Genomic DNA, 26,636 nt, shown 5'->3' on the forward strand with positions numbered 1-26,636 from the left:
AGTCTTAGCCTAGCATTTTTTTGATATTTTCCAATGCGTTAGATATGTTGTCTTGTGAAGCTGCATAGCTAAATCTTACGTAATCTTGGCAAGTTTTACCAAAAGCTGTTCCTGGAACTATTGCTACCCCTGCTTCATGCATACATTTTTTTGCAAATTCTGAACCATTCATTCCTGTTCCAATAACTTTAGGAAATGCATAAAAGGCTCCTCCTGGTAAACTGCATTCCACACCTGGTAAACTATTTAAACCTTCGTAAATCAATTTCCTTCTTTGATCAAATTTTACCATCATTTCATGGATTGCATCATCTGGTCCATCTAAAGCTGCAATTCCTGCAAACTGTGAGGGAGCATTAACACATGAAACACTATTAATAATTAGTCTGTTTACATGTGGTATTAATTCTTCTGGCCACACACTCCATCCCATTCTCCAACCCGTCATGGCGTAAGCTTTGCTCCAACCATCTAAAACGATTAATCTATCTTGCAGATCGGGGTAATTAAAAAATGTTGGCATTTCCTTTCCATCATAAATTTGTCTACTATAAATTTCATCGCTAAGGATTGCTACATGAGGATGTTTTTTTAACCCTTCTGCTAAAACATCTATTGCAGATTTTTCAACAAAACTTCCCGTTGGATTATTCGGGTTAATTAATATTAGCAATCTAGTTTTATCTGTAATTAAAGATAGAATTTTTTCTGGATCAAATTTTAAATCTTTATCTTCTGTTAAGTCATAAGGAACTGCTGTTGAACCTGTATAATTAATCATTGACTCATATATTGGGAATGCTGGTGTTGGATGTATAATTTCCGCACCTGGTTCACCAAAACATTGTATAGCATAATACATTGTTGGTTTCCCACCTGGCATTATCAATACTCTTTCAGGATCAATATCCTTATTGTAAAGTTTTTTAATTTTTTTAGTAACAGCTTGTCTGCACTCTAAAATTCCATTTGATAAAACATATCCATGATGACCTTCATCTAATGCTTTTTTTGCAGCATCTACTACGTGTTGGGGTGTCTTAAAATCAGGCTGACCTAAACCTAAGTGGATCATTGGTTTGCCTTGTGCTTCTAATTTTTTTGCTTCAGCTAAAACACTAAATGCAGATTCTGTTCCTAGTCTTTGTAAATTTTTTGCTAATTTCATAATAATTAAATTCTAGTGTTAATAATTTATAATTTAATTTATTTTTTATATATATAATTTTGATAAGTAAAAACTATTTTCTATAAACTAATTTTGACGCGTCTAATTCTTTCAAGGTCTTACAACCCATTAATACCATATTTCTATTGATTTCATCATGCATGTTTTGCAATAGACGTTCCACACCTGGTTGACCCCCAGCACTTAAAGCAAATAAAAACATTTTCCCAAAGCTGCATGCTGTTGCACCAGCTGCTAAAGCTTTTAAAACATGAGTTCCACGTCTTACTCCGCCATCTAAAATAATTTCTAATTTATCCCCTACAGCTTCTCTAATTGCATTAACTTGATCAAAGGGTGATCTTGAGCCATCTAATTGTCTGCCCCCATGATTTGAAATCATAATAGCCGTACAGCCTATATCTATTGCTCTTTTTGCATCTTCAATTGACATCACACCTTTAAGTGCAAATGGGCCATTCCATCTTTTTACACAATATTCTGCATCCTTCCAATTCATGGCCGGATCATATTGTTCATTAATATATTCGATGACTGATTTTGAAATATTGGTTCCTTTATCTGTTTTATTTTTAACATTGGATAATTCAAATTTTTTATGAGTAAAATAATTAAATACCCATTCAGGTCGCATGGCAAAACTCATTAAGCTTTGAAGTGTCAATTTTGGAGGAGTAGTAAAACCAGTTCTGTGATCTCTTTCTCTGTTTCCAGCAACTAATGTATCAACTGTCAAACACATACCATTAAAACCAGACACTTTGCATCTATCTATTAGATCGTCAGTAATTGATTGATCTTTGTGAACATATAATTGAAATAACTTTGGTCCATTTGAAATATCAGCAACTTCTTCAATAGTATTATTGGCCATTGAAGACATACTATAAAAGGTCCCAAATTTTTCAGCAGCTCTTGCTGAGGCTTTGTCACCTTCATGATGGTAGAGTCTTTGCATTGCAGTTGGTGAAAGAAAGATTGGCATATCAATTTTTTTTCCAAAAACAGTCGTTGAAAGATCTGGTTTACCAACACTAGCAAGAATATTTGGAATTAAATCACAATCATCGAAAGAATCTGTATTTCTTTTTAAGGTTTTTTCATCATCTGCACCGCCATCAATGTAGTGAAAAATTGGAGAAGGTAATCTTTTTTTTGCTAATTTTCGAAAGTCATTAAAATTATGACAATTCTTTAAGTTCATAACTAAAATTAAAAATTCTTAAGAAGATTAAACATATAACTATTGGCACCAGGATTTTTATCTCCTAAACTTGCATTTGATATATGATTATATGACATTCCGAAATTTGTACTTTCTGAAATTGCATAAGACAATTGCACCTCAGTTTTAAACTCTAAAGCATGACCTAAGTCCTTACCATCACCTTCATGGTAAAATCCTGGAGCAAAACTTGGAGTAAATTTAATTTTGTCTCCCATTGCGTAGTTCCATTCAACGCCTGTATACACATAAGCAGCTGAGTTTTCAGTTATAAATCCTCCCGTAATAGGAGATGCATTTCCAAGGAAAGTATTTCTTTCTAAATTTTCATTTTGGTGTTGAAACCCAACAAGGATAGCTTTTTGTTTATCATCACTGAAATCAAAATTGCCAGTATAAAAATTATATTGATGCTCACTAACATTTTCCTCAGCACTAACAGTCAAAGAAAATAGTGTTAAAATTACTGCTGATAAAATTTTAATATAAAAGTTATTTTTCATTTTTTTTTTGAATTTTTTTATACAGTATCGCACCACCAAAGAAAAATAACAATAATGGTAATAACCATAAAACATAAGTGTTTTTGTTTAATTGAGGATCAAAAATCACCCAATCACCATACTTTTCTCTTAAAAATTGATATATTTGTTTTTCTTTTAATCCTTCGTTAATTTTTCTATCAACAATTAATTTAATACTAGAAGCAAACTCAGATTCAGAATCGTATACTGACTGACCTTGACAAATTAAACAACGAATATTCTTTAAAATTTTATTTTTTAAAATATCATTTGTTTCAGCTGATTTTAACTCTGAAAAGTTTGCAACTACAAATAAGATTATAAATATTTTTAATACTTTCATTTAATAATTAATTTAATTTCATTAACAATTTCTTGATTGATTGGACCAATAAATTTTTTGATTATATTTTTATTTTTATCTATTAAAAAAGTTTCTGGAACTCCATAAGCTCCAAATTCAACTCCTAGAGTTCCATCTTTATCAATTAAAATTCTTGAATATGGATTGCCAAGGTCATTGATAAATTTTTTTGCATTATTAAAATTGTCCCTATAATTTAATCCAATTAGTTTAATTGATTGGTTTTTACTTAGTTGCATTAATAAGGGGTGTTCTGTTCTGCAAGGTACACACCAGGAAGCCCAAATATTTACAATATAAAAGATGTTCTCTTCAAAAATTTTCTCTGAATTTACATAATTGTTTGAATAAAAGTCTTTTGCTTTAAAGGTTGGGATATTTTTTTTCTCATTAACCTTGGGTGTGTAGTTATTTGGAGTATTTAATCCTTTATAAAAAATAACAAAACAAAAGCTTAAAAAAATAACTACAACAAATAAGCTAAACTTATTTTTCATATCTCCTTTTTAAATAAACTCATTAATCCACCAAGACTTAACAATAAAACTGATACCCATATCCAAACCATAAATGGTTTTATTTGATATCTAATATTAAAATATTCATTACCCTTTACAAGGTTCATTACTAAAAACTTATCCTCTAATAGTGTTGTTCTTATATCTGCTTCACTAGTAATAATTATAGGCTGATTATAAATTCTAATCTCAGGTTTTAATTCTATAGTTTTGCCATTTTTGTCTTTTATTTCAAAAGAGGCAATGATGGAGTTAAAATTACTTTCTTTTCTTTCTTCTACCTTTTTAAAAAAAATTTCACCTTTATTATAATCATATCTTTCACCAATTTTTATGTTGGTTATAATTTCTGAGGATAAAATACTATTAAATAGAATGCTTAATATTAATAAACTAAAACCAAAGTGTGAAACAGTTTGAGAAATATTATTAAATTTTTTAATAAATAATTCTTTTAAAGTTGTAAAGAAAAGAAAAAAAGCAGCTGAAATTAAAACTGTATAAAAAAGTAAGTCAGCAGTTAAATTTTTTATAATAAAAAAGGTTAACATTACTGAAATTATAAATGTGATAATTAGTGAGTTCTTATTTTCAATTTTTGATTTAATCCATTTAAGTCTTGGTCCAAGAGACATGAATAATAGAAATGGTATTAAAAAAGGAACAATTAATTTATGATAAAAAGGAGGCCCTACTGATATTTTTTCACTAGATATTACATCTAGAAAAATTGGATATACCGTACCTATTAAAACAACAGCTAAAAAATACATCATAAACCAATTGTTTATTAAGATAGAAGTTTCTCTACTAAGCCAAAAAAAATTATTTGAGCTTTTATTATTTTCTTTGTGAAATATAAAAAATATTCCTAACGATAAGACAATTAGTGCAAATAGAAATATTAATATAAAAATACCTCTTGCAGGGTCATTAGCAAATGTATGTACAGAATTTAATATTCCGGATCTTACTAAAAAAGTTCCACACATACTTAGGGTAAATGTTGTAATAGACAGTATAACCACCCAAGATGTTAGTGATGCTCTTCTTTCTAACACTACAATGCAATGCAACAATGCTGTTAGTGTTAGCCATGGCATTAAAGAAACATTTTCAACTGGGTCCCAAAACCAAAAACCTCCCCATCCTAGTTCGTAATATGCCCAAATTGATCCAAGCATAATTCCAATAGTTAGAAAAATCCAAGAAACTAAAACCCATTTTTTAATATGCTGCCCCCATTCTTTGGTGACATAATTTTGTGTAACTGCAGCAAGGGATGATGAAAATATTATAGAGGTACCAACATACCCTAAATATAAAATTGGGGGATGAATTGCCAAAGCTGGATCTTGTAAAATTGGGTTAAGACCAAGACCTTCATTGGGAATTGGAAATAAATAATTAAAAGGATTAGATGTCATTAATACAAATAAGAAAAACCCAATAATTATTATTTGCTGAAATAATAAAGTTAAAATTCTATATTTTTTAGGCTGCTCTCTTGATTTAATTAAAAACAAAAAAATAAACAAAGTTAATACTAACAACCATAACAATAAACTTCCCTCATGGTTTCCCCAAGTTCCTGAGATTTTATAGAATAATGGTTTAGTTGTGTGAGAATTATTAAAAACTGTCTCATTACTAAAATCTGAATTTATAAAAGATATAATCAAACTCAAAAAACTCACAATTACAAAAACTAACTGTAGAAATGATAGAGATAATATAGTTTGGTTAATTTGCTTATTAGTTTTATTAAAGTCTTTAATCGAAACTCCACAAAGCAATACCGAAAGTAACAACCCTAAAATTAAAGAATAATAACCTATCTGATTAGCTAGCAATTTATTTATCTCCTAAGGCTTCTTTAACTTCTGGGGGCATATAATTTTCATCATGTTTTGCTAAAATTTTAGTAGCTGTAAAATAATTCTTATCTTTTAAAAAACCTTCAGCAACTACTCCTTTTCCTTCGGCAAATAAATTGGGGACTGCCCCTGTATAGACAACATTAATTTCATTTTGAAAGTCAGTAATAACAAAATTAACTTTATCAGAATCTATAAAAATTGATTGTTCTTTAACCATCCCACCCACTCTTATTTTTTTTTTATTTAATTCTATTAAAGATTTTATTTCAGACGGAGACTGAAAATATACAACGTTTTCTTTTAATGATTGTAAAACTAAAAAAACTGTTAAAATTACTGAGGCTAAGATTAAAGCTAAGAATATAAATCGTAATTTAACCTTTTTACCATACATGGTTTATTAGTTAAATATTTGATGTATTGGATAATATTTCTCTATTAATATTTTGTGATCTTGCAGCTCTAGCTTTCTCAACATTTAGAGAACCAAATTTAGAAGCAAATCTTTTTTGCTCTTTTGAAAGTTGTAATTTAGTTACAAAGTACAGGGCTGTAAAACTAATCAATGTAAATGAAAAAGCTGACCAAACGTAAGCTCCATATCCATTCATTGAAATTATTTCATTTATCATAATCTATCTAATCCTTTATTTTTAACTTTTATCAGTTCGGTATTATATTTCATCAAAAAAATGAGTAATGAAAAAAGAGCAAATGCCGCAGTCATAATACCCAATGGGACTAACATTGATGGGTGAATTGCTGTGTTGGTTGATAAAATATTAATTGAAGCTGGTTGATGTAACGTGTTCCACCAGTCTACAGAAAATTTAATGATGGGAACATTTACCACTCCTAAAATTGCAATTAAAGACGTAACCTTTATTACTTGTTCTTTGTCCTCATAAATTCTCCAAGCCAATAAATACATTCCATAAAACAAAGCTAAAATTAACATAGAAGTTATTCTTGCATCCCAAGCCCACCAAGTACCCCAAGTTGGTTTTCCCCAAATTGATCCTGTAACTAATGCTATAATATTAAAGATGAATCCAGAAGGTGCTAAACTTTTAGCAATTAATGCAAAATTTTTATTTTTAAAAACAAAACTTCCAACAGACAAAAAAGCTAAACTTGTAAATATTCCAAGTGATATCCATGCAGCTGGCACATGAACATACATAATTCTTACTGCATCACTTTGTTTATAATCTTCAGGTGAAAGTATAAGCGCTTCTGTTAAACCGATTGTTAAGACAATAATAAATAAAAATAAAACGTACTTTGGTGCTTTAGAGGTTATTGCAAAAATTTTATTAGGTTCAAAATATTTAAACATTTTTAAATTATATATATTAAAAAAAGATAATTTAATTTTTTTTATGGAAGATCATCCTGATCAAGAATGCAGAGGGAGTCAATAATGATAAAAACGTTATTTAACACTCTTGATCAGAACATAAATATAGATAGCAACTATATATGTCGAAGATTTGAATTAATTGTGTTTAAAAAAAGAATTAATTAGAGGGCTTAAAGTAGCTAGAGCCTCTTTTGCCAGAAAAAATCTCTTCAATTAAAGGATGTTTAATTGGATCTTCTGAGTCGTCCATTAATAGATTTTGTTCTGAAACATATGCTTCATATGTAATTTCATCATTTTCGGCTAACAAATGATAAAAAGGCTGATCTTTTCTAGGACGAACATTCTTTGGAATAGATTGATACCATTCTTCAGAATTATTAAATTCGAAATCAACATCATAAATTACACCTCTGAACTCAAAGTGTTTATGTTTTACAATGTCTCCTATTGAAAATTTTGCTTTTTGAATTGCCATTACTATTAATATGGGGGTTTAAGAACAAAAATCAATAAAAAACATTTATATTTTTTTTATTATGTTAATATCTGTCAAGTGAATAAATCTTTTCTTAAATTTGCAACTGACTTTGGGCCTTTAGCCATTTTTTTTTATTATTATTATAATAATGATAAGAATCTAGCAGTTGCGATTCCTCCACTCATAGTTGCAACATTAACTGCGCTAGCTGTTGTTTGGTTTTTTGAAAAAAAAATACCTATGATGCCATTAATAAGTGGTATCTTAATTACATTTTTTGGGGGTCTAACAATTTATTTTGATGATCCAGTTTTTATTTATGTAAAGCCAACGATCATTAATATTTTATTTGCCCTTGCTTTATATTTTGGAAAATATTTTACAAAAGAACCTGTCCTTAAAAAGATTATGGGTAAGTCAATTGCTCTAACTGATATGGGTTGGGAATTATTAAACAAAAGATGGATGTACTTTTTCTTCTTCCTTGCAATCCTTAATGAATGTGTCTGGAGAACGCAAACAGAAGAGTTTTGGGTTAATTTTAAGGTATGGGGCATGTTACCAATAACCCTTGTCTTTACAGCATTTCAAATATCATTGATTAATAAATACAAGCTTGATGAATAGAAACTTAAAGCTAGTTGTAAATAATCCTCACAAACAAATAGAAGAAAGACAATTTTTTGAAAAAAATGAACTTAAAATCATTTTAGATCTATATGCAAAAATGGTCTCTGAAGGATCATGGAAAGACTATGGTCTAAACATTTCTAACAGGCAGGTTAGTTTTAGTGTCTTTAAAAATGCAGCAGAGAATGCTTTGTATAAAATTTGTAAAAACTTTAAACCTAGCAATAAAAATTTAAAGTATTTAATTACAGATTCTAATGGGAAAGTTTTAAAAAATTCCTTTGATCTAGAAATTTTACTTAAAAATACTAATTGGAAGAACCTTAAGAAATAAAAAGACTATCGTCTTTGACCAAATAATCTTAACAACATTATAAACAAATTTATAAAGTCTAGGTAAAGAGTTAAAGCACCCATTACAGCTTTTTTACCCATCAACTCACCCGTATCGCTTGATACATACATGTTTTTAATTTTTTGAGTGTCATAAGCAGTAAGACCTACAAAAATTAAAACACCTAGAATTGAGATTACAAAATCCATCATTGAAGATTTTAAGAACATGTTAACAACTGATGCAACAATAATTCCAATTAAGCCCATCATTAAAAATGATCCTAATTTTGTAAGATCTCTTTTAGTTGTGTAACCATACAAACTCATTGCACCAAAAGTAATAGAGGTAATAAAGAATACTCTAGTGATACTCGCTCCAGTATAAACTAAGAATATTGAGGATAGTGATAACCCCATTAAAGACGCAAAAACCCAAAAAGTTGTTTGAGCAGTTGAAGCTGTCATTTTATTAATTCTAGCACTCATGTAAAAAACTACTCCAAGTGGAGCAAGCATTACAATCCATTTAAAACCTGAAAGAAATATTGTATTTCCTAAGCTTGTTAATGCTGTAATTGATCCATTAGCATCTGTTACTACAGATAGTTTGAAAAATATTAAAGATATAAGTCCTGTTAACAAAATACCAGAAGCCATGTAGTTGTAGACTTTTAGCATGTAGGCTCTTAAGCCCTCATCCATTACTACTGTTGATTGCTGAGCTTCTTTTACTTTATTTAATATGTTTTGCTTATTGAATTCCATGACACATATATAATAGCCTTTTACTATTATTTCAAGATGTCTTAATAAGATTAAATAATTATGAATTATAAAAAATTAGGAAATACAGATTTAAAAGTAAGCACTATTTGTCTCGGTACTATGACTTGGGGTGAACAAAATACCCAAAATGAAGGTTTTGAGCAGATGGATTATGCTTTAGATCAGGGTGTAAACTTTTGGGACACTGCGGAAATTTATTCTGTTCCACCAAGACAAGAAACGTTTGGTCATACTGAGACTATTATTGGTAATTGGTTTGAAAAAACAAAAAAGAGAGACAAAGTAATTTTAGCTTCAAAAGTTTGTGGCCCAATGAGAGAGTATGTAAGAGGTGGTGGAAATCAATTTGGAGAAAAGAATATTACAGAAGCACTTGAAGGAAGTTTAAAAAGATTAAAAACGGATTGTATTGATTTGTACCAATTACATTGGCCAGAAAGAAAAACAAATTTTTTTGGCAAACTAGGTTATGAACATGATGATAGCAATGAGTGGACTAGGTTTGAAGATATTCTAGGAAATTTAAAAAAATTTATTGATCAAGGAAAAATTAAATACGTTGGTGTATCGAATGAAACACCGTGGGGATTATCTAAATATTTAGAGCTTTCAAAAGATAAAAATTTACCAAGAATGCTTTCAGTTCAAAATCCTTATAATTTATTAAATAGAACTTATGAAATTGGACTTGCAGAAATGTCTATTAGGGAGCAAGCCGGATTGCTAGCTTACTCTCCTCTCGCGTGTGGTTATTTATCTGGAAAATACAGAAATAAACAATTGCCAAAAAATTCTAGAATGGAAAGAGATGGTGATTTTTGGTCTAGATATAATAATCAAAATGCTGAAAAAGCTATTGAATTATATTATGAAATATCAAAGAAACACAATCTGGATTTAGCTCAAATGTCTTTAAAATTTTTAGAAATTCAGCCGTTTGTAACATCGGTTATCATTGGTGCAACGACAATGGAACAGTTGAAAACTAATATAGAAAGTATAGGTATAGATTTAAGTGAAGACGTAATTAAAGAAATAAATGAAGTACAAAAAATTTACCCTAACCCATGTCCATAATTAAAAATTTTATAATTCTAATTCTTGTAAGCTTATTTGCTGTTAGCGTAAATTCACAAGAAGTAAAAAAAGTTGGTAAATTTAAAGACTGGGAAACAATTATTATAACTGAACAAACCGGTAAAGTTTGTTTTGCTCAATCAGTTCCTGTGTTGCAGGCCCCAAAATCTAACCCTAGAGAAGCAAGAATGTTTGTTTCATTTAGACCTGCCGAAAAAATAAATGATGAAATAAGCGTTACTGGTGGCTATGAATTTAATAATCAAAACTCAATTATAGCTACTTCAGGTAAATCTAAATACAAATTTGATATTGCTCAAGAAGGTTTTGCTTGGATTGCTGATAACAAACTTGAAAACAAAATGATTAAGACCATGAAGAAAGGATCAAGAATTATGATCACTGGTCATAATCAAAAAGGCTCTCAAACTATAGACCATTATTCATTGTTAGGATTTACGAAAGCCTATAATGCTGCAAAAACTAGCTGCAGTTAATTAAATGAAATCTAAAAAGAAAATTGTACTCGCATATTCTGGCGGACTAGACACTTCTATTATTTTAAAATGGCTTCAAGAAAATTATGATGCAGAAGTTATTTGTTATACTGCAGATGTTGGGCAAGAAATTGATAGAAAAAAAATTATAAAAAATGCCAAAAGACTAGGTGTTAAAAATATCATTATTGAAGATTTAAAAGATACATTTGTAAAAGACTATGTCTTTCCAATGATTAGAGGGCATGCAATTTATGAAGGTGTTTATTTATTGGGTACTTCAATTGCAAGACCTTTAATTGCAAAACGTCAAATTGCTGCCGCTAAAAAATTTGGAGCTTATGCAGTTTCTCATGGTTCAACTGGCAAAGGAAATGATCAAGTGAGATTTGAATTAGGATATCATTACTTTGGTCCAAAAGTAAAAATTATTGCACCATGGAGAATATGGAAATTAAACTCTAGAACAGATTTAATTAAATATGCAAAAAAAAACAATATTCCAATTCCAACAGATAAAAAAGGTGCTCCTCCTTTCTCTATTGATGATAATTTATACCACACATCAACTGAGGGTAAGGTTTTAGAAAACCCAAAAAATTCAGCTCCTGAGTTTCTTTTTCAAAGAACAGTATCTCCTGAAAAAGCACCTAACAAAGCTTCATTTGTAACTATAGGATTTAAAAATGGAGACCCCATAACTGTTAATGGTAAAAAACTATCGCCTGGAAATTTGTTAGAAAAACTTAATAATGTTGCCGGCAAAAATGGAATAGGTAGAGTTGATTTAGTTGAAAACAGATTTATTGGGATTAAATCTAGAGGTGTTTATGAAACGCCTGGTGGAACACTTTTAATGTCAGCGCACAGAGCAATTGAGTCTGTTACTTTGGACAAAGAAACTATGCATAAAAAAGATGAAATTATGCCTAAATATGCTGAACTTATTTACAATGGTTACTGGTACTCAAAAGCAAGATTTAAACTTCAAAAAATTGTCGATCTTAAAAAGAATAAAGTTAATGGCTCTGTTAAGCTTAAATTATACAAAGGCAATATCACTATAATGTCTAGACAGACAAAAAGTAATGCTTACTCAATGAAAAAAGTTTCTTTTGAAGAAAATAAAACCTTTAATAAATCAAATGTAGAAAGATTTATTAACTTTCATAAACAAAAGCTTCGTTCATAAATTAATGAAAATAAAAGTATTTGCTGACACAATTTGTGGGTGGTGTTTTATTGGTCAAACAAGATTAAATAAAGCATTAAAAAATTTTCCTGAAACTAAGTTTGAGATAGAGCATGTTCCATTTCAACTAAATACTGACATGCCTAAAGAAGGAATTGAAAGAAACAAGTACTTAGAAATAAAGTTTGGTGGAAAAGATTTTGCTCAACCAATGTATGATCGAATGACAGAAGAGGCGAATAAAGAAAATCTTAATTTTAATCTAGATAAGATAAAGAAAACACCCAATACTGTATTTTCTCACTTATTAATAAAATTAGCCGAACAATCTAATGTACACAACGAAATTAAAGAAAAAATATATCAATCATACTTTATTGAAGGTCTTGATATTGGAGATAAAGAAATCTTAATTAATATTGGCAAAGAATTTAATATTAATGGAGATACAATCAATAATTTTTTTAATTTAAAAAATATTGAAGAAGTTAATTCATATATTTCAGTCGCAAGAGAGAAAGAAATTAATGGAGTACCCTTCTTTGAAATAGGAACAGATTTTATTTCAGGCGCCCAAAGCTCTGCAAATTTAGAAAGTGTAATAAAGTCCAATTTAAGCTAAAAATTAAAGGACACTTTATCCTTTGCCTTTAACATATAAATATCTATTCTAGCTATATGGAAGCACTAAAAAATTGGATGAAAGATGCCGCTAACATTTTATTTGATGATAGCAAAAATGATCTAAGGTCTTTACCAAGATCTGTTAGATTACAAATTTTATTAGTTCTGAGTTTCGTTTGGACAACTGTTTTTAGTTTATACATATTTTCTTATACAACTTTTGTATTTGGTTGGGCCGGTTTATACGTTGCTCATATTGGATTGATATTTGCAGTTTATATGACATTCAAACATTTTCATAAAGCAGAGGCGCAATCTAGCAGTGTATTCAAAACTAAAAACTTTGATCCATTTAAGATTATGGTTATTGTTTTTGTAATTGTATTCATCTTTGTATTTTCTAAGGGAATAGAAATTTTAACAAGTCCAAACCCTAGCTCTTATTCAATTCCATATGATGGACCAGTAAAATCAGTGTTTGAAAAATGGCTACCATTTAGTAAAGATAAGTAATGGATAAAATAGCAAAAATTTTACAGCTTGCACTAATGTGCATTATTTTAGTGAGCACTGTAATTGCTGTTGGTATGGAAATTAATAATATGTTTCTAAATCAATCTGTAATGCTAGCAGATTTACTTTTAATGTTTCTTTATTTAGAGGTCTTAGCAATGGTTCGTGTTTTTTGGAATCAACAATCAATCAGTATAACTTTACCTCTTTTAATTGCCATCACTGCTCTCGCACGATTTATTATATTACAAGGAAAAGAAATGGATCCATCAGCATTAGTCTATGAAGCTATAGCTATAGTTCTAATTGCATCTGCAATAGTTATTTTAAGATTAAGACACAGTGATAAATTGGGTCTAAAGAAAAGAAAATCTAAATAGTTTAAAATGATTTTTGAAGCTTCAAGGGCTAAAGCCGTTGATAAATTAAATACTTTTGTTGAACAAAATCTTTCAGATTATTCAAAACTAAGAAATTTTGATTTTGGGCCTAGTAATAGATCTAATGTTTCTTGTTTATCCCCCTATATAACTCACGGAATAATTAATGAATTAGAAGTAATTAATAAATCTCTTAAAAAGTTTTCATTTGCAAAAAATGAAAAATTTATTCAGGAAGTTCTTTGGCGTGTTTATTGGAAAGGTTGGCTAGAATTAAGACCTGATGTTTGGTCAGATTACTTAATAGAATTAGATAAAATTAAAAAAGAATTTAAAAACAATCAAAGTTATTTGGATGCAATTGAAGGAAAAACAAATGTAGATTGTTTTAATCAATGGGTAATTGAACTTAAAGAAAGCAATTATCTTCATAACCACACAAGAATGTGGTTTGCTAGCATTTGGATTTTTACACTAGAATTACCATGGCAGTTGGGGGCTGAGTTTTTTATGCAACATCTATATGATGGGGATGCTGCATCAAATACCCTTGGTTGGAGATGGGTTGCTGGCATTCAAACTCAAGGCAAGCATTACCTCGTAAGTGAATGGAATATAAATAAATTTACAAATAATAGATTTAAAAACATAAAACTAAATGAAAATGCCAAACCTATATCCAATGATAAGATATATTCTGTTATTAACAAAAGCTTTAAAAATTCTGAGATTTTGGAAGATAAAACTTTATTAATATTTGAAAATAATATGACATTTGAATTGTCTGATTTTAAAGAACATAAGTTTAAAAAAATTTTGTTAGTCTCAAATAATACAGATAGAACTATCAAATTAAGTGAAAAGGTGTTGAAATTTAAAGCAAATCTTTTAGAGGATCATAAAATAAGATTGAAACAAAAATCAATAAATTGTGAAACTATTAACATTAATGATTTAAAAAATATTACCGAAGAAGTTTATGCGCTTTATCCAACCGTTGGTGAAAATTTAAATTTTATTCAAAATAATCAATTAAAAAATATAAAATTTTTATATAGAAAGTTGGATCAGTTTTCTTGGCAATATTGTAATAAGGGTTTTTTTAATTTTAAAAATTATATTCCAAAAATTATTGCTAATTTTAATTAAAACCAACGTATCATTCCAATTATACCTGCTGTTGCATAAAAAAATTGCAACACAAGTATTCCCTTGTGACCTCCTCTATATGCCCAGATACCAATTAAAATGGCAGACAACAGTAACAAACAAAATCCTAAAAACTCTATTCCAATGTTTAAGGCTACAAACATAGAATAAAGGATTGCCGTAATAACTCCTGCCCATTCAAAAAATTTATTATTCATAATAGCCTTTTAAAATTCTCATAAAGTATCTTAGAATAATTATTCATATCAGGCATATTATTTTTTGCAGCTTGATCAAATTTATCTAAAGCTCCCTCACCTAATTGACTTTCAAGAGCTTTTTTATATTCAGGCACACACCCCCACTCATTAACTGTTGTGTCTTTAATTTCTATATGAAATTGAATTGCATATGCGTGATTTTGGTATTTGAAAATTTGATATTTAGTAATAGGAGATGATGCTAGTAAAGTTACATCCTTATTATTATCTATTCCTTGCACTTCATATGAATGCCACTGCAAACTTTTAATTTGATCTGGAAATTTTGAAAATAAAATATCCTCCTTTTTTTCTTTAGTAAAATTTATATCCATTATTCCAATTTCTGCTGGATTTGATTTAACTACCTTACCACCTATTACCTCACCTAATAACTGACACCCAAGACAAAAACCTAAATAAGGTTTTTTTAAATTAACAACAAATTCTTTAATTGCTTTTTTTTCTTCAATTAGCCATGGATATTCTTGTTCCATAAAAGTATCCATTGGACCACCCATACAAAACATTCCATCAAATTTTCTTAGATCACTTGGGATTTTTTCACCTTCATCTAGCTCTATAGTGGTTAAGTTAAAACCATCAGCTAACATTAAATCTTTGATATAGCCTGGGTCTTCAATCTTTATATGCTGTAAGACAATTATGTTCATTACTATATTTATAGCATTTTAAAATAGTCTACTGAACAATACTTTAAGCTAAAAAGGTTTTTATTCCGTCTAAAATATACTGAACACTTAATCCAACTAGAATAATTGCTATTACTCTTGAAATTACACTAATAACTTTTTTATTTATTATCTGAGAAAATTTTGAAGCAGTAAAAAAAAATATAAAAGTTAAAAGTAAAACTGAAGCCAAAGCAATCATTCCGACAGATTGGTTTGTAAAATTACTTCCCATATCTGAAACAGAAACAATAACAGATGTGATTGCAGCCGGTCCTGCTATAATCGGTGTTGCTAAAGGAAACACACTTACATTTTCAGAATTGAAATCAATGTCATCTTCTTTTCGTTGTTGTCTTTTATCAAACAACATTTCCATCGAAATTATTAATAAAATGATGCCTCCACCAATTGTAAATGCTGGAAAAGATATATTCAAATAACTTAATAAAGTGCTTCCAAGAAATGCAAAGAATAGCAATATGATTGATGCAATTATTGTTGCACTCAATGCAGTTTTAACTCTTTGTTGGCTACTCATATTTTGAGTTACTGCTAAGAATAATGGTGTATTTCCTAGTGGATCAATAACAATAAAATATAAAAAGAAAGTTTGAATAAATATTTCAAGCATTCACTTTTCTAGCATAGTTACCTGGATAAATTCAGCAAATATTAAAACAAATAGTAAATTAAGACGTACCTACTTACTTTTCCAATTGCCACTAAAATAATAAAATCTAAAAATCTAACTCTTAATAAACCTGCAACTAAAGTCAGTGGATCACCTATTATTGGAACCCAAGCAAATAATAATGACCATTTACCAAATTTACTAAACCATTTTGAAGAGTTTTCTATTTGTTTGTCTTTAAACGGAAACCACTTTTTTGTAGTAAGATTTCTTGAATAAAATCCCAAGACCCAGTTAACAACTGATCCCAAAATATTCCCAAAGCTAGCAACAATTAACAATAATAAATTATCAAAATTTGATGTTGCAATTAATCCTGCCAATGTGAGTTCAGATAAAAATGGTAAAATTGTTGCAGCTAAAAAAGATATAGCAAATAAAGATAAGTAAATCACTTAGAGCACTTTTTGGAGCAATACTTTACCTTATCCCAATTAAGCTTCCATTTCTTACGCCAAACAAAAGGTCTTTTACAAACGGGACAAACTTTTGAAGGTAAATTTTCTTTTTTCATTAAATAGTATTTTGTTTAATAAATTTATCAGCTTCAGATAAAATCATTTTCTTTCTTTCATCTTTCATTTTATCAAAAACATAAACCATCATAGACAATCTAGGGTTCTTTAAAAAAAATTTTCTATTTTTATCTATAAACCTCCAATAAAGACCATCCATCGTATTGCACCATTCCCCTTTTTTAAAATCCATCATTTTCATAAAATAACTTGATCCACAAATGTATGGTTTAGTTGCAAAAATACCTCCATCACTAAATAAGCCCATTCCATAAACATTAGGAACCATCACCCAATCAGAAGAATCTACAAACATTTCCATAAACCACTTATAAACAATTGTTGGTTTCACCTCACAAAGGTTCATTATATTTGATAAAATCATCAATCTTTCAATATGGTGAGACCAGCCATGATTAAACGCATTTTTAATTGCATGATCCAATGGAGGCAAACCTGTTGTGCCTTCATACCAAGACTTTTTCATTTTTCTTTCATGGTTGAAAAAATTTTTTGTTTCCATTTCATCAGAGTAACCTTGATAAATTCCACGCATGAACTCTCTCCAGCCTATTATTTGACGAATATAACCTTCAAGTGAGTTCATTCTAATTTTGTGTTTTTTATGAAATTCTAAAATTTTTTGAATGATAATTTCAGGGGTTATCAATCCTAAATTAATATAAGGGCTTAATGCGCTATGAAATAAAATATTGTCTTTTTGATTAACAGCATCTTCATAATCGCCAAATAAATTTGATTTTTCTTTAATAAAAAAATCTAAAAGTTTGACCACATCATTGTATTCTGTTGCTAACCAAAAATCATTTGTGCTACCAGGATGATCTTTAAATAATTTTTCAATAATTGGTTTTAATTTTTTAGTATGATTAGTTTCGTTAATTTTTGGAAATTTTGGTATTGATATGTCTTTTGGTAATTTATTTCTGTTATCTTCATCAAAGCTCCATTTGCCCCCAATAGGGTTTCCATCTGCTCCCATTAATATTCCAGATTTTTTACGAACTTCTTTGTAAAATGTTGCCATAAAAGGCTTTTTTGATTTTAATAAATAATTTTTAAACTCATCTCTTGAGTTTAAAAACATTGGAGTTTTAATAATATTCCAGTTTATTTTTTCTTTTTTTAAGAATTGTGAAATTTTCTTTTCAAAAAATTTATCCTCAACCTCAAAACTTGAAATTTCAGTAATTTTTTTTTGATTAATGATAATTTTTAATTTTTTAAAATAAGTATCTTTAAAACCTTTGTCCTCAATTTTAGAATATTCAAGTTTGTATTTATTTGCTTTAAGCATATCTCCATAAGACCTCATAGAAGAGAGAAATAGCAGTATCTTTTGCTTATGATGCTTTTCATAAGTACATAGTTCATAGTCTTCTGCCATGTAAAAAGAGTGGTCCTTTTTGAAGCGGTCTACGTATTTTAATGGAAATAATTGATTGCCAAGTATAAAAAACAATTTCATAGTTAAATATAACTAAATAAAAATTATATGTCAGAAAAATATCTTATCTTTGGTGCGACAGGTTCTGTGGGTTCCAGCTTAGCTGAACAATTGAAAAATTCAGGAAATGATATTCATCTAATAGCAAGAAATGAAAATGAAGTTAAAACTATTGCAGAAAGATTAGGCTGCACTTATACGGTTGCTGACGTTTTAGAAGAAGGATTTATAGAAAAAGTAAAATCAGACATTAGTGAAATTAAGGGTATCGCTTACTGTGTAGGATCTATTGATTTAAAACCATTAAGGATGGTTACAGAAGCAGATATGAATAAATGTATGAAACTAAACCTTTATTCAGCTATTGAAGCGATAAAAGGATTTCAAGAAAGTTTAAAAAAGAACAAAGGCTCAGTTGTTTTATTTTCAACTGTTGCTGCTCAAAGAGGTTTTACTAATCATACAATTATTGCTTCTGCTAAGGCTGCAGTTGAGGGACTAACTGTTACACTAGCTGCTGAGTTTGCTCCACATATTCGGGTAAATTGTATTGCACCCAGTTTATCAAAATCTAAAATTGCAGAACCAATGTTAAAAAATCCTGCAATTGCAGAAGGAATTGCTAAAGCTCATCCTCTTAAAAGATTGGGTGAAGGAAAAGATTCTGCAGCCCTTGCAAAATTTTTAATTACTGAAGAGAGTTCTTGGATTACTGGACAGATAATAGCTGTTGATGGTGGTAGATCAAAACTTTCTTAAAGTGAAAAAATATTTTTTATTAGTAATTTTTTTTCTTTTATTTGCTTCAAAAAGCTATTCCAATAATTATACATTCACTAAAATTATAGAGTTAGATGAACCTTGGGGATCATCCTTTATTAACAATGATGAAATCATTATTACTGAAAAAAGTGGAAAAATTAAAATTGTTAATATTATTTCAAAAGAAGTTACAGAGATTAAACATAATCTTAATTTTTTAGAAGTCGGCCAAGGTGGGTTATTAGATATTATTCATCAAGATAATGCTCTGTGGATTTCTTATTCAGAAGATAGGGGAAATTTAAAAACAAGCACATCAATTGCAAAAGCACAATTAAACAAACAAGAATTAAATTTTAAAAATATTTTTCAAGCAAACCCTCCTATAGATTCTGGTTATCATTTTGGTTCAAGATTAGCGATTAAAGATAATTATATTTATGCATCAGCTGGTGAAAGAGGCCAAGGTATGATTGCCCAAGATCCCACAAAACATCCTGGTAGTATTATTAGAATTCATACTGATGGTCGTATTCCCAAAGATAACCCAAAGTTTACTGGTAAACCAGATTGGTTGCCTGAAATTTATCAAATAGGTGTTCGTAATCCACAAGGTTTAACACTCTCTGATTATGATGGAAAAATATATTTAAGTAATCATGGAGCAAGAGGTGGTGATTGGTTTGGAGAGGCAAAAAAAGGAGAAAATTATGGATGGAAAATTTTAGGCTGGGGTGGAAAAAATTATTCTGGAATTCCTATTGGCCCAAAATGGAAGCCAGGTTTTACTAAAGCAATTCAATATTGGGTACCTTCCATAGCTACAAGTGCTATTACAATTTACAGAGGAAATGAGTTTAAAGAGTGGAATGGGCATGCACTAGTTACTTCTTTAAAAGATAGATCTTTAAGAAAACTAATATTTAATGATCCAACTAATGTGAAAGAAGATGTTATATTTAAAGATAATGTTGGAAGAATAAGAGATATTCAAGTTCATCCGTCTAATGGTAAAATATTTTTCTTAAGTGAAAATGCTTTATGGTTAATGGAGAGGAATCAACAAAATAAAGTCAAATAAAAAACATTAAAATGTGCAGTAAATAATTATTGCTGAATATGCTAATTATTAATTATAATAATTTAAGAAAGATTCTTTCTAAATCTTTAACAGCTTCATCATTTTCAAATAAAAATATTTTTGCATTCTCTGAATAATATCTTTTAGTTTCTAACATTTTTTTTTCATCTAAATTTGCAATTTCTACAGCCTTTTGTACGTAATCATCTATACAAGTTACTATGGGTGGATCATTAATTTTCATTTGTTTATATGCTCCTAATACGATTCTACTTTTAAGATTTTCAGATGGCATACTAACTGTAGGGGTTCCATACAGCATGGACTCATGAAAACTATTTCCTGCTCCAAAATATAATGTATCCAGCAATACTGAAGACCTTCCACACAATTTAATATAATTTTCAAGGCTCATTTTATTTAAAAAAGTAATTCTCTCATAATTTGATGGAATATTTTTTTTAAATCTATTAAATAGTTTTTTGCTTATTATCTCATCTGCATCTTTAATAAATATAACCTCTGCTTTTTTATCTTCTTTGAGTATTTTACTAATTACCTCATCAAAATGAGGGTGAACTTTTATTAAGTTTTGAGAACAAAAATATTTATTTTTTATGCTCAATTGCTTGTCTATTAGAGTTTTTGGGGATGTGGGTGTATAAAAATACATAGGTAAATAATCTGATAAAATCAATTGTTCTGAAAATCTTTTTTGAGCATTTTGAGTTTCCAATAGTTTGGATGATAAAAAATAATCTATCGAGTCATTGCCTGTTGTAATTGGATGTCCCCATGAAGTAAATTGTGCTTTTGCAAATCTAATATATGAAAGAAAATAAAACTCTGTGGACATTCCTATATCTGGAAAAAAAGCAATGTCTAATTTTTCTTTATTAATTATATCTATTTTTTCTTGAAATTTAGATGGCAAAATAATATTTTTTATATTAAGTGTGTTTTTGAAGTTGTCAAAAAGGATTGATTTCTTTGTGTTCTTTGAATGAAACACACTTACTTCAAATTTAGATTGATCTAACTTGAAAATAATTCCATGATATAATTTGCCAATTGTGTGATTGCTAAAAAATTCAGAAATAAACCCTATTTTTATTTTTTCATTATTATTTTTTTTTACAAAGCTTTGATTTAACTCCGGATATGTTTTTCTATATAAATCTACAATTTTTTTATTTAATTCTATATTTTCATATTGATCATAGGATAAATAGAAGATTGGTGGATTAATTGTATCTTTATCCAAAGTAAGCTTGATGTCACTTTCTTTTATTAATTCATTTAAAGAATTAGAAAACTCTTTTCTCGTTTTGTCTAAATCATTTTGATCTTGAAAAAAAAGGGGATAAAGAAAATCTTTAATAATTTTATATTTTGGTGACAAATTTTTAGAGTAAAAATTATCATTAATATATAATTTAAGTTCTTTTGTTTTATCTAATTTTTTTAAAGCTCTAAATTTTAAAATAAAAATCTGCTTAGAATCTTTTCCAAAATCAATTATTTTATTTAGTGTGTCTTCACATTTTAGATACTTATTATTTTCAAAATAAACTATTGCTAGGTTTTCTAAAATTGAAATTCTATTTGGACTAAGTTCTAGGGCTTTTTCAAATTTTTCTTCTGCTAAAAAAAAATCTTTTTCTTTGTAATGCTCTATGGCTTCTAAAAAAAATTTCTTTGCATCAGTTCCAGACATAAAAATTTATAATAATTTTATATATAATATTTGTATAGCTAATTTTATTGTTTAGATAGTAAGCTCTCTAAAGGTTGAATTTCTCCAACTTTAAAAATAATTGCATCATCTTTTTTAAAACCATATTTTTCTGCACTAGCTTTAAATCTTACTGGTGGTTCCATAATAGGTTCCAGGGATAAAACAAAAGTTCCCCAGTGTGTTCCCATAACCTTTTTACTTCTTAAATCTTGTGCTACATTTAAAGCTTCTTCTGGTGTTGTGTGATAAATTGATTTATCAAACATTGGCTTAAAGTCATAAGCTCCAATATTAATCATTGTTAAATCAATTGGACCATATTTTTTACCTAACTCTTTATAAATATTTCCATAGCCAGTATCGCAAGCAAATAATATTTTTTTACCCTTATATTCAATTAAGAAATTACCCCAGAGTGTTTTATTCATATCCGTTAGGCTTCTTTTAGACCAATGGACAGCTGGGAGTAATGTTACTTTTAGATCTTCATTAACTTTAATTTCTTCGTACCAATCCATTTCATTTACATCGTTAAATTTATTTGTTGTAAAGTATTTTCCAAGATTTAGTGGTGCTAGAACTTTCGTATTCTTAAACGGATATTTTCTAATGGTGCCCATATCATGATGATCATAATGATTATGTGTTAATAATAATAAATCTGTCTTTGGAATTTCATTTAAATTTAAGGCAGGCTCAGTAAATCTGTCTGGGCCAAAAATTAAAGGTCCCGCATTTTTTGAAAACACTGGGTCAGTTATAATTGTTGTATCTCCAAGTTTAATTAAGTAAGTAGCATGACCAATCCAAGCAATATAATCTTCATTTTTATACTTTTCTAAATCAGATAAAACTTTTTCTTTATCAACAACATGTTCTTTTGGGACGGTCATGTCTATTTTCTTTTTTAATTTAATGAATTGTGTGTAAGAAAACTTCGCTTGACTAGTTCTAACAGGTGATCCTTCTGGATTTCTAAAAGTTCCATCTGGTAAATGATGATAAGGTTTTTTTTCCATAGTAATTATTGGTGAGTTATAAATTATAATTATAATTAGAAAAGTTAAAAATTTTTTCATCTATCTTTTCTTAATTTTACAATCTTTTAAAAATATGACTAAAAACTCCTGACCATAATAATTTATAGTTTTTATCAATTAAAAAATTATAGATATCACTTTTTTCTATTTCTTTTGCGTGAATTTCAACACACACTAATTCTGGTTTAAACTTATCAAAAGATAGTCCCCTTAGAACTTTTAGGTCAGCCCCCTCTACATCAATATCTAAAAGATCAATTTTAGAATCTTTATATTTATCTCTGCTCAGTATTTCATCCAAAGTAAAAGCTTCTATTTCTTTTTCTTTAATCTCGCCTTGGAACACACTTTCTGCTTGCCCCTTTTCTATTGTACTTAACTGACTAAGTTCTTTTTGATAAAATAGTTTTATATTTTTATTTTTATCTGAAATTGCACAATTATAGTTAAGATCTTTTGGTCTCATAAAGTTAAAAAGGTCAATAGAAAATTGACTTGTATCTATGTTAACTCCACTCCAATTCTGCATATGTAATAGGTGAGTATTATTTCTATGTATAGGGTGATAGCAACCAACATCTACATAAAAACCATTTTTTTTATCTTTAAAGTAGTTTAAAATAGCGGTGTCTTCATTATTCATTGCATAAGATTTTTTTTTAATAAAAAATTTATGCTTAATGTAAATACTGTGAAGTATATGAAGTTTTTTGAATATTTTTTTTAACACTTATTTTTGTGATCTTTTAAAGCACTCAATAGTATTTTTTAATAAACAAGCAATAGTCATTGGTCCTACTCCACCTGGAACGGGTGTTAAAGCTCTTGCAACTTTTGAAACTTCTTCAAAAGCAACATCACCAACAATACCGTTTTCAGTTTTATTGATCCCAACATCTATTACAATTGCATCTTTTTTAACCCAATCAGCTTTCACAAGTTCTGGAATACCGACAGCAGCAACGATAATATCTGCCTCCAAGCATTCTGCTTTTAAATCTTTAGTCTTTGAATGAGTAATTGTTACCGTGCAATTTTCTTTTAAAAGTAACTGCGCCATTGGTTTACCGTTTAAATTTGATCTACCAATCATAACAGCTTTTTTTCCACTCAAATTTGGTTCAATTTTTTTGATCATTAAATAACATCCTAAAGGAGTACAAGGAACTGAACTCTCATAACCTGATGAAAGATTTCCAACATTCATTGGGTGAAACCCATCAACATCTTTTCCTGGTAAAATAGTTTCAATCACTTTTTGCTTATCAATATGTTTTGGTAAAGGTAGTTGAACTAAAATTCCCGAAATACTTTCATCTTTATTTAATTCTTCAATTTTATCTAATACTGTTTTTTCTTCCACAGCTTCAGGGTATCTAATTACTTCAGATTTCAACCCTACTTCGTTCGCAGCTTTTTCTTTCATACGAACATAAATTTGACTAGGGGCCATATCCCCAATTAAAATAACTGTAAGTCCTGGAATTTTGTTGTGTTTAGCTTTTAGCTCTACGACCTCTTGTCTTAATTCTTCTCTAAGTTCGGCTGCTATTTTTTTTCCATCTATTAAAATCATGTATTCCCTTAAAAAATCATTGGCGCAATGTACAACTTCATACACATTTCTATAAACCAAATCAATAAAAGTAATATAACTGGTGAAATATCTATTGATCCTAAATTAGGTAAAAAACTTCTTATTTTATTAAGTGCAGGATTTGTTAATCGATAAGTCACCTCTAAAATAGAATAAACAAATCTATTTTGAGTATTTAAAACATTAAATGCAACAAGCCAACTTGTAACTACATTTGCAATTACCACATAAGAATAGAGCTTTAATATTTGAAGAACCAAATAAAAAATTGCTATCATTTTTTCTCGATATAAATTGACTGACTTGGGAATGCAAATGAAGCTTTGTTTCCTTCTACTATTTCTTTAATTGCAATCGCTAATCTTTCTTTAACTAAAAGAGAGTCGCTCCAACTGTTGCTAGCCGTAAAACATCTAACTAATAAATCTATTGAGCTATCAGAAAACTTTTCAATTCTTACCGCAACACCAACACTTTGACTGAAGTCCTCGCTTTTATTAATATAGTTTTCTATTTCTTCTCTTACTTTTTTTAACTGTGCAACAGTGGTATCGTATTGAAGAGTAATGGACCATCTTATTCTCCAATTGGTTGTTTCACTAATATTAACTACTGAGTTTTCAGCAAATTGAAAGTTTGGAATTATTGCTAAAGATTTATCAAATTTTCTAATCACTGTTGATCTAAATCCAATTTTTTCAACAATACCTTCAATTGTTCCTTCAACTAAAATCCAATCTCCAATTTTAAATCTTTTTTCAACTAAAACTAAAATTCCTGATATTAAATTTTTAAATAAGTCTTGCGCACCTAAAGCAACTGCAACACCAAATAAACCCAGTCCAGCAATAATTGGTCCAATTTTTATTCCCCAAAGTTCAAGAACAGCCGCTAAACCTAGAATGAAAATCAAAATTTTTAATGATTTAATAATCCAGCCAATTAACTCTCTAGTTAACATTTTATCTAAACCACTTAAAATATAAGAGATGGGTTCAACAATTTGATGTATCACCCAAAAAATAAAAATAGTTATTAAAGTTCTATTAATTGTATCAATAGCTACTTTGCCATCTTCTCCAAAAGACATGTAATAACTTGCAATAAAAAAACCTAGAACAATGGGAAGAAATCTTGCTGGCCCAACCATTGCATGGACGAAAGTGTCATCTAGTTTATTGGTTGTTCTTTTAGAGATACTTTCTAATCTTTTAATAATTACTTTACTGATAATTCCTCTAAAAATTAAAAAAATAAAAAAAATCCCAATTCCAATTAATATTTGAAAAATATCAATACCGTGAATTCCCTTTGACCAAACTGAAAAAAATAAGTCACTAAAATTGTTAAAAATATCCATAGCTAAATTTTATATAGCAAAAATTCCTCTTCTCCAGGGTTAAAAAGAAAAATTTTTTTCCACTTTATTTCATTAAGAATTGAAGAGGTTTTTTCTCCAATGCACATTAAATTAGTATTCATCCATAGGGTTTCTAACTGATAACTTTTAATTACTTTTAAAAAATTAATCGCACTATTTTGCGAATAAATGTAAGTAATTTCAGGCATTTTTAATTTTAATTTTTCGATAAAGCTTTCATCGTATTTTTCAATTGGGTTAGCTCTGTAATTAATTAATCGTTCTATCGTATACCCACTCGAAATAAGCTCTTTGTCCAAATCACTAGAGATTATTTCTCCACTTATATAAATTAGCTTTCCATCAGAAGGTTTAAAATTTTGTAAGATTAATTCCTTAAGATTACTAACATTTCCTTCGGCTGCAAAAACATTTTGAAAACCAACACTTCTAGCTTTTTTTTCAGTAGCACTTCCAACACAAAAGCATTTTAATTTTTTATCAATGTTCTTTATATCCAAAAATTTAACAGCATTAGTACTGGTAAAAATAATTGCTTTAAACTCCAAATAGTTTGGTGCTTCGTATTTTAAACCTTCAATATTAATTAAAGGTAAATGAGATATTTCATGACCCAATGATTGAAATTTTAATATCATTTCATGACAATCTTCTAGAGGTCTTGTGAATAAAATATGCAT

Annotated in this window: 35 protein-coding genes; 11 read left to right on the top strand and 24 right to left on the bottom strand. The window is 28.8% G+C overall.

The window, feature by feature from the left end; all coding sequences use genetic code 11:
- Positions 1-4: 4 nt before the first annotated feature.
- The 10 genes from AC5SL3_RS06270 to hspQ all read right to left on the bottom strand — a co-directional run bounded on the left by AC5SL3_RS06270 (position 5) and on the right by hspQ (position 7,541).
- On the bottom strand, positions 5-1,168 hold the full coding sequence (locus AC5SL3_RS06270; RefSeq protein ID WP_494577972.1) for a pyridoxal phosphate-dependent aminotransferase: 1,164 nt from the start codon (positions 1,166-1,168) through the stop codon (positions 5-7).
- A gap of 73 nt (positions 1,169-1,241) precedes the next feature.
- Positions 1,242-2,393, bottom strand: a complete 1,152-nt coding sequence (locus tag AC5SL3_RS06275; protein WP_494577974.1) for an alpha-hydroxy acid oxidase — start codon at positions 2,391-2,393, stop codon at positions 1,242-1,244.
- An 8-nt stretch (positions 2,394-2,401) separates the two neighbouring features.
- On the bottom strand, positions 2,402-2,917 hold the full coding sequence (locus AC5SL3_RS06280; protein ID WP_271486049.1) for an acyloxyacyl hydrolase: 516 nt from the start codon (positions 2,915-2,917) through the stop codon (positions 2,402-2,404).
- Positions 2,907-3,281 carry a cytochrome c-type biogenesis protein gene (locus AC5SL3_RS06285; RefSeq protein ID WP_271486052.1) on the bottom strand — a complete coding sequence of 125 codons (375 nt, stop codon included), beginning with the start codon at positions 3,279-3,281 and terminating at the stop codon, positions 2,907-2,909. The genes AC5SL3_RS06280 and AC5SL3_RS06285 overlap by 11 nt, the downstream gene beginning before the upstream one ends.
- On the bottom strand, positions 3,278-3,799 hold the full coding sequence (locus tag AC5SL3_RS06290) for a DsbE family thiol:disulfide interchange protein (RefSeq protein WP_494577976.1): 522 nt from the start codon (positions 3,797-3,799) through the stop codon (positions 3,278-3,280). The genes AC5SL3_RS06285 and AC5SL3_RS06290 overlap by 4 nt, the downstream gene beginning before the upstream one ends.
- Complete coding sequence (locus tag AC5SL3_RS06295; RefSeq protein WP_494577978.1) at positions 3,796-5,673, bottom strand: heme lyase CcmF/NrfE family subunit; 1,878 nt, start codon at positions 5,671-5,673, stop codon at positions 3,796-3,798. Before AC5SL3_RS06295 ends, AC5SL3_RS06290 begins: the two co-directional genes overlap by 4 nt.
- 1 nt (position 5,674) lies before the next feature.
- On the bottom strand, positions 5,675-6,094 hold the full coding sequence (ccmE, locus tag AC5SL3_RS06300; RefSeq protein WP_271481648.1) for a cytochrome c maturation protein CcmE: 420 nt from the start codon (positions 6,092-6,094) through the stop codon (positions 5,675-5,677).
- A gap of 10 nt (positions 6,095-6,104) precedes the next feature.
- Positions 6,105-6,332, bottom strand: a complete 228-nt coding sequence (locus tag AC5SL3_RS06305) for a heme exporter protein CcmD (RefSeq protein WP_011281601.1) — start codon at positions 6,330-6,332, stop codon at positions 6,105-6,107.
- A complete protein-coding gene (gene ccmC, locus AC5SL3_RS06310) occupies positions 6,329-7,039 on the bottom strand; it encodes a heme ABC transporter permease CcmC (protein ID WP_020168911.1) in 711 nt (236 codons plus the stop codon). Before ccmC ends, AC5SL3_RS06305 begins: the two co-directional genes overlap by 4 nt.
- Before the next feature lie 181 nt (positions 7,040-7,220).
- Positions 7,221-7,541, bottom strand: coding sequence for a heat shock protein HspQ (gene hspQ, locus AC5SL3_RS06315; RefSeq protein ID WP_006997624.1), 321 nt, complete (start codon positions 7,539-7,541; stop codon positions 7,221-7,223).
- 78 nt (positions 7,542-7,619) lie between these two features.
- Between hspQ and AC5SL3_RS06320 the strand changes: the two genes are divergently transcribed.
- Positions 7,620-8,171 (top strand): septation protein A, encoded by a 552-nt coding sequence (locus AC5SL3_RS06320; RefSeq protein ID WP_006997623.1) that lies wholly within the window; start codon positions 7,620-7,622, stop codon positions 8,169-8,171.
- Positions 8,164-8,508: a DUF2794 domain-containing protein gene (locus tag AC5SL3_RS06325; RefSeq protein WP_011281603.1), complete on the top strand. Its 345-nt coding sequence runs from the start codon at positions 8,164-8,166 to the stop codon at positions 8,506-8,508. Before AC5SL3_RS06320 ends, AC5SL3_RS06325 begins: the two co-directional genes overlap by 8 nt.
- 5 nt (positions 8,509-8,513) lie before the next feature.
- On the opposite strand, the gene AC5SL3_RS06330 is transcribed toward AC5SL3_RS06325, so the two are convergent.
- A complete protein-coding gene (locus AC5SL3_RS06330) occupies positions 8,514-9,275 on the bottom strand; it encodes a Bax inhibitor-1/YccA family protein (protein WP_018413646.1) in 762 nt (253 codons plus the stop codon).
- Between the two features lie 60 nt (positions 9,276-9,335).
- Here AC5SL3_RS06330 and AC5SL3_RS06335 point away from each other — a divergent pair, with 60 nt between their 5' ends.
- Genes AC5SL3_RS06335 through AC5SL3_RS06365 form a run of 7 tightly spaced genes read left to right on the top strand, consistent with a single transcriptional unit; the run spans position 9,336 to position 14,728 of the window.
- On the top strand, positions 9,336-10,373 hold the full coding sequence (locus tag AC5SL3_RS06335) for an aldo/keto reductase (RefSeq protein ID WP_011281605.1): 1,038 nt from the start codon (positions 9,336-9,338) through the stop codon (positions 10,371-10,373).
- The gene (locus tag AC5SL3_RS06340) at positions 10,364-10,870 is read left to right on the top strand and encodes an invasion associated locus B family protein (protein ID WP_011281606.1); all 507 of its coding nucleotides are present in this window, start codon (positions 10,364-10,366) and stop codon (positions 10,868-10,870) included. The genes AC5SL3_RS06335 and AC5SL3_RS06340 overlap by 10 nt, the downstream gene beginning before the upstream one ends.
- 4 nt (positions 10,871-10,874) lie before the next feature.
- On the top strand, positions 10,875-12,062 hold the full coding sequence (locus AC5SL3_RS06345) for an argininosuccinate synthase (RefSeq protein ID WP_018413648.1): 1,188 nt from the start codon (positions 10,875-10,877) through the stop codon (positions 12,060-12,062).
- Positions 12,063-12,066: 4 nt separating this feature from the next.
- Positions 12,067-12,684 (top strand): DsbA family oxidoreductase, encoded by a 618-nt coding sequence (locus AC5SL3_RS06350; protein ID WP_020168916.1) that lies wholly within the window; start codon positions 12,067-12,069, stop codon positions 12,682-12,684.
- A gap of 56 nt (positions 12,685-12,740) precedes the next feature.
- Positions 12,741-13,199 carry a membrane protein gene (locus tag AC5SL3_RS06355; RefSeq protein ID WP_018413650.1) on the top strand — a complete coding sequence of 153 codons (459 nt, stop codon included), beginning with the start codon at positions 12,741-12,743 and terminating at the stop codon, positions 13,197-13,199.
- The gene (locus tag AC5SL3_RS06360) at positions 13,199-13,579 is read left to right on the top strand and encodes a phosphate-starvation-inducible PsiE family protein (RefSeq protein WP_011281610.1); all 381 of its coding nucleotides are present in this window, start codon (positions 13,199-13,201) and stop codon (positions 13,577-13,579) included. The genes AC5SL3_RS06355 and AC5SL3_RS06360 overlap by 1 nt, the downstream gene beginning before the upstream one ends.
- A 6-nt stretch (positions 13,580-13,585) precedes the next feature.
- A complete protein-coding gene (locus AC5SL3_RS06365) occupies positions 13,586-14,728 on the top strand; it encodes an FAD-binding domain-containing protein (RefSeq protein WP_271616705.1) in 1,143 nt (380 codons plus the stop codon).
- Here the strand turns inward: AC5SL3_RS06365 and AC5SL3_RS06370 are convergent.
- From AC5SL3_RS06370 to AC5SL3_RS06395, 6 genes are read right to left on the bottom strand one after another with little or no spacing between them, the layout of a single operon-like run.
- Positions 14,725-14,946: a hypothetical protein gene (locus tag AC5SL3_RS06370; RefSeq protein WP_011281612.1), complete on the bottom strand. Its 222-nt coding sequence runs from the start codon at positions 14,944-14,946 to the stop codon at positions 14,725-14,727. The two genes, AC5SL3_RS06365 and AC5SL3_RS06370, sit on opposite strands and share 4 nt — an antisense overlap.
- Positions 14,943-15,662 (bottom strand): type 1 glutamine amidotransferase, encoded by a 720-nt coding sequence (locus AC5SL3_RS06375; RefSeq protein ID WP_011281613.1) that lies wholly within the window; start codon positions 15,660-15,662, stop codon positions 14,943-14,945. Before AC5SL3_RS06375 ends, AC5SL3_RS06370 begins: the two co-directional genes overlap by 4 nt.
- 43 nt (positions 15,663-15,705) lie before the next feature.
- Positions 15,706-16,314, bottom strand: coding sequence for a MarC family protein (locus tag AC5SL3_RS06380; RefSeq protein ID WP_018413652.1), 609 nt, complete (start codon positions 16,312-16,314; stop codon positions 15,706-15,708).
- 41 nt (positions 16,315-16,355) lie between these two features.
- On the bottom strand, positions 16,356-16,769 hold the full coding sequence (locus AC5SL3_RS06385) for a YqaA family protein (RefSeq protein WP_018413653.1): 414 nt from the start codon (positions 16,767-16,769) through the stop codon (positions 16,356-16,358).
- Positions 16,766-16,888, bottom strand: coding sequence for a DUF2256 domain-containing protein (locus tag AC5SL3_RS06390; RefSeq protein WP_018413654.1), 123 nt, complete (start codon positions 16,886-16,888; stop codon positions 16,766-16,768). Before AC5SL3_RS06390 ends, AC5SL3_RS06385 begins: the two co-directional genes overlap by 4 nt.
- Positions 16,888-18,378 carry a cryptochrome/photolyase family protein gene (locus AC5SL3_RS06395; protein ID WP_494577980.1) on the bottom strand — a complete coding sequence of 497 codons (1,491 nt, stop codon included), beginning with the start codon at positions 18,376-18,378 and terminating at the stop codon, positions 16,888-16,890. Before AC5SL3_RS06395 ends, AC5SL3_RS06390 begins: the two co-directional genes overlap by 1 nt.
- Before the next feature lie 27 nt (positions 18,379-18,405).
- On the opposite strand from AC5SL3_RS06395, the gene AC5SL3_RS06400 reads away from it, so the two are divergent.
- On the top strand, positions 18,406-19,116 hold the full coding sequence (locus AC5SL3_RS06400; RefSeq protein ID WP_494577981.1) for an SDR family NAD(P)-dependent oxidoreductase: 711 nt from the start codon (positions 18,406-18,408) through the stop codon (positions 19,114-19,116).
- Entirely contained in the window at positions 19,091-20,200 is a 1,110-nt protein-coding gene (locus AC5SL3_RS06405; RefSeq protein ID WP_494577982.1) for a PQQ-dependent sugar dehydrogenase, read from the top strand. Before AC5SL3_RS06400 ends, AC5SL3_RS06405 begins: the two co-directional genes overlap by 26 nt.
- A 52-nt stretch (positions 20,201-20,252) precedes the next feature.
- Here AC5SL3_RS06405 and AC5SL3_RS06410 read toward each other — a convergent pair whose 3' ends face one another.
- Genes AC5SL3_RS06410 through AC5SL3_RS06440 form a run of 7 tightly spaced genes read right to left on the bottom strand, consistent with a single transcriptional unit; the run spans position 20,253 to position 26,636 of the window.
- Positions 20,253-21,917, bottom strand: a complete 1,665-nt coding sequence (locus AC5SL3_RS06410) for a tetratricopeptide repeat protein (RefSeq protein ID WP_494577984.1) — start codon at positions 21,915-21,917, stop codon at positions 20,253-20,255.
- 44 nt (positions 21,918-21,961) lie between these two features.
- Positions 21,962-23,017 (bottom strand): MBL fold metallo-hydrolase, encoded by a 1,056-nt coding sequence (locus tag AC5SL3_RS06415; RefSeq protein ID WP_494577985.1) that lies wholly within the window; start codon positions 23,015-23,017, stop codon positions 21,962-21,964.
- Between the two features lie 16 nt (positions 23,018-23,033).
- Positions 23,034-23,708, bottom strand: coding sequence for an FkbM family methyltransferase (locus AC5SL3_RS06420; RefSeq protein ID WP_494577986.1), 675 nt, complete (start codon positions 23,706-23,708; stop codon positions 23,034-23,036).
- Positions 23,709-24,554, bottom strand: coding sequence for a bifunctional 5,10-methylenetetrahydrofolate dehydrogenase/5,10-methenyltetrahydrofolate cyclohydrolase (locus AC5SL3_RS06425; RefSeq protein WP_494577988.1), 846 nt, complete (start codon positions 24,552-24,554; stop codon positions 23,709-23,711).
- Positions 24,555-24,562: 8 nt separating this feature from the next.
- Positions 24,563-24,853 (bottom strand): YggT family protein, encoded by a 291-nt coding sequence (locus AC5SL3_RS06430; protein ID WP_494577989.1) that lies wholly within the window; start codon positions 24,851-24,853, stop codon positions 24,563-24,565.
- On the bottom strand, positions 24,850-25,935 hold the full coding sequence (locus tag AC5SL3_RS06435) for a mechanosensitive ion channel family protein (RefSeq protein WP_006997600.1): 1,086 nt from the start codon (positions 25,933-25,935) through the stop codon (positions 24,850-24,852). Before AC5SL3_RS06435 ends, AC5SL3_RS06430 begins: the two co-directional genes overlap by 4 nt.
- 2 nt (positions 25,936-25,937) lie before the next feature.
- Positions 25,938-26,636, bottom strand: a complete 699-nt coding sequence (locus tag AC5SL3_RS06440) for a uroporphyrinogen-III synthase (RefSeq protein ID WP_494577991.1) — start codon at positions 26,634-26,636, stop codon at positions 25,938-25,940.

Source organism: Candidatus Pelagibacter sp. PS_34 (assembly GCF_059417845.1).

Bases quoted from the DNA above. Each gene is read 5' to 3' on its own strand.
- AC5SL3_RS06270 (WP_494577972.1), bottom strand. From the start codon at position 1,168: ATGAAATTAGCAAAAAATTTACAAAGACTAGGAACAGAATCTGCATTT.
- AC5SL3_RS06275 (WP_494577974.1), bottom strand. From the start codon at position 2,393: ATGAACTTAAAGAATTGTCATAATTTTAATGACTTTCGAAAATTAGCA.
- AC5SL3_RS06280 (WP_271486049.1), bottom strand. From the start codon at position 2,917: ATGAAAAATAACTTTTATATTAAAATTTTATCAGCAGTAATTTTAACA.
- AC5SL3_RS06285 (WP_271486052.1), bottom strand. From the start codon at position 3,281: ATGAAAGTATTAAAAATATTTATAATCTTATTTGTAGTTGCAAACTTT.
- AC5SL3_RS06290 (WP_494577976.1), bottom strand. From the start codon at position 3,799: ATGAAAAATAAGTTTAGCTTATTTGTTGTAGTTATTTTTTTAAGCTTT.
- ccmE (WP_271481648.1), bottom strand. From the start codon at position 6,094: ATGTATGGTAAAAAGGTTAAATTACGATTTATATTCTTAGCTTTAATC.
- AC5SL3_RS06305 (WP_011281601.1), bottom strand. From the start codon at position 6,332: ATGATAAATGAAATAATTTCAATGAATGGATATGGAGCTTACGTTTGG.
- ccmC (WP_020168911.1), bottom strand. From the start codon at position 7,039: ATGTTTAAATATTTTGAACCTAATAAAATTTTTGCAATAACCTCTAAA.
- hspQ (WP_006997624.1), bottom strand. From the start codon at position 7,541: ATGGCAATTCAAAAAGCAAAATTTTCAATAGGAGACATTGTAAAACAT.
- AC5SL3_RS06325 (WP_011281603.1), top strand. From the start codon at position 8,164: ATGAATAGAAACTTAAAGCTAGTTGTAAATAATCCTCACAAACAAATA.
- AC5SL3_RS06330 (WP_018413646.1), bottom strand. From the start codon at position 9,275: ATGGAATTCAATAAGCAAAACATATTAAATAAAGTAAAAGAAGCTCAG.
- AC5SL3_RS06335 (WP_011281605.1), top strand. From the start codon at position 9,336: ATGAATTATAAAAAATTAGGAAATACAGATTTAAAAGTAAGCACTATT.
- AC5SL3_RS06340 (WP_011281606.1), top strand. From the start codon at position 10,364: ATGTCCATAATTAAAAATTTTATAATTCTAATTCTTGTAAGCTTATTT.
- AC5SL3_RS06345 (WP_018413648.1), top strand. From the start codon at position 10,875: ATGAAATCTAAAAAGAAAATTGTACTCGCATATTCTGGCGGACTAGAC.
- AC5SL3_RS06350 (WP_020168916.1), top strand. From the start codon at position 12,067: ATGAAAATAAAAGTATTTGCTGACACAATTTGTGGGTGGTGTTTTATT.
- AC5SL3_RS06355 (WP_018413650.1), top strand. From the start codon at position 12,741: ATGGAAGCACTAAAAAATTGGATGAAAGATGCCGCTAACATTTTATTT.
- AC5SL3_RS06360 (WP_011281610.1), top strand. From the start codon at position 13,199: ATGGATAAAATAGCAAAAATTTTACAGCTTGCACTAATGTGCATTATT.
- AC5SL3_RS06365 (WP_271616705.1), top strand. From the start codon at position 13,586: ATGATTTTTGAAGCTTCAAGGGCTAAAGCCGTTGATAAATTAAATACT.
- AC5SL3_RS06370 (WP_011281612.1), bottom strand. From the start codon at position 14,946: ATGAATAATAAATTTTTTGAATGGGCAGGAGTTATTACGGCAATCCTT.
- AC5SL3_RS06375 (WP_011281613.1), bottom strand. From the start codon at position 15,662: ATGAACATAATTGTCTTACAGCATATAAAGATTGAAGACCCAGGCTAT.
- AC5SL3_RS06380 (WP_018413652.1), bottom strand. From the start codon at position 16,314: ATGCTTGAAATATTTATTCAAACTTTCTTTTTATATTTTATTGTTATT.
- AC5SL3_RS06390 (WP_018413654.1), bottom strand. From the start codon at position 16,888: ATGAAAAAAGAAAATTTACCTTCAAAAGTTTGTCCCGTTTGTAAAAGA.
- AC5SL3_RS06395 (WP_494577980.1), bottom strand. From the start codon at position 18,378: ATGAAATTGTTTTTTATACTTGGCAATCAATTATTTCCATTAAAATAC.
- AC5SL3_RS06400 (WP_494577981.1), top strand. From the start codon at position 18,406: ATGTCAGAAAAATATCTTATCTTTGGTGCGACAGGTTCTGTGGGTTCC.
- AC5SL3_RS06405 (WP_494577982.1), top strand. From the start codon at position 19,091: ATGGTGGTAGATCAAAACTTTCTTAAAGTGAAAAAATATTTTTTATTA.
- AC5SL3_RS06410 (WP_494577984.1), bottom strand. From the start codon at position 21,917: ATGTCTGGAACTGATGCAAAGAAATTTTTTTTAGAAGCCATAGAGCAT.
- AC5SL3_RS06415 (WP_494577985.1), bottom strand. From the start codon at position 23,017: ATGAAAAAATTTTTAACTTTTCTAATTATAATTATAATTTATAACTCA.
- AC5SL3_RS06425 (WP_494577988.1), bottom strand. From the start codon at position 24,554: ATGATTTTAATAGATGGAAAAAAAATAGCAGCCGAACTTAGAGAAGAA.
- AC5SL3_RS06430 (WP_494577989.1), bottom strand. From the start codon at position 24,853: ATGATAGCAATTTTTTATTTGGTTCTTCAAATATTAAAGCTCTATTCT.
- AC5SL3_RS06435 (WP_006997600.1), bottom strand. From the start codon at position 25,935: ATGGATATTTTTAACAATTTTAGTGACTTATTTTTTTCAGTTTGGTCA.
- AC5SL3_RS06440 (WP_494577991.1), bottom strand. From the start codon at position 26,636: ATGCATATTTTATTCACAAGACCTCTAGAAGATTGTCATGAAATGATA.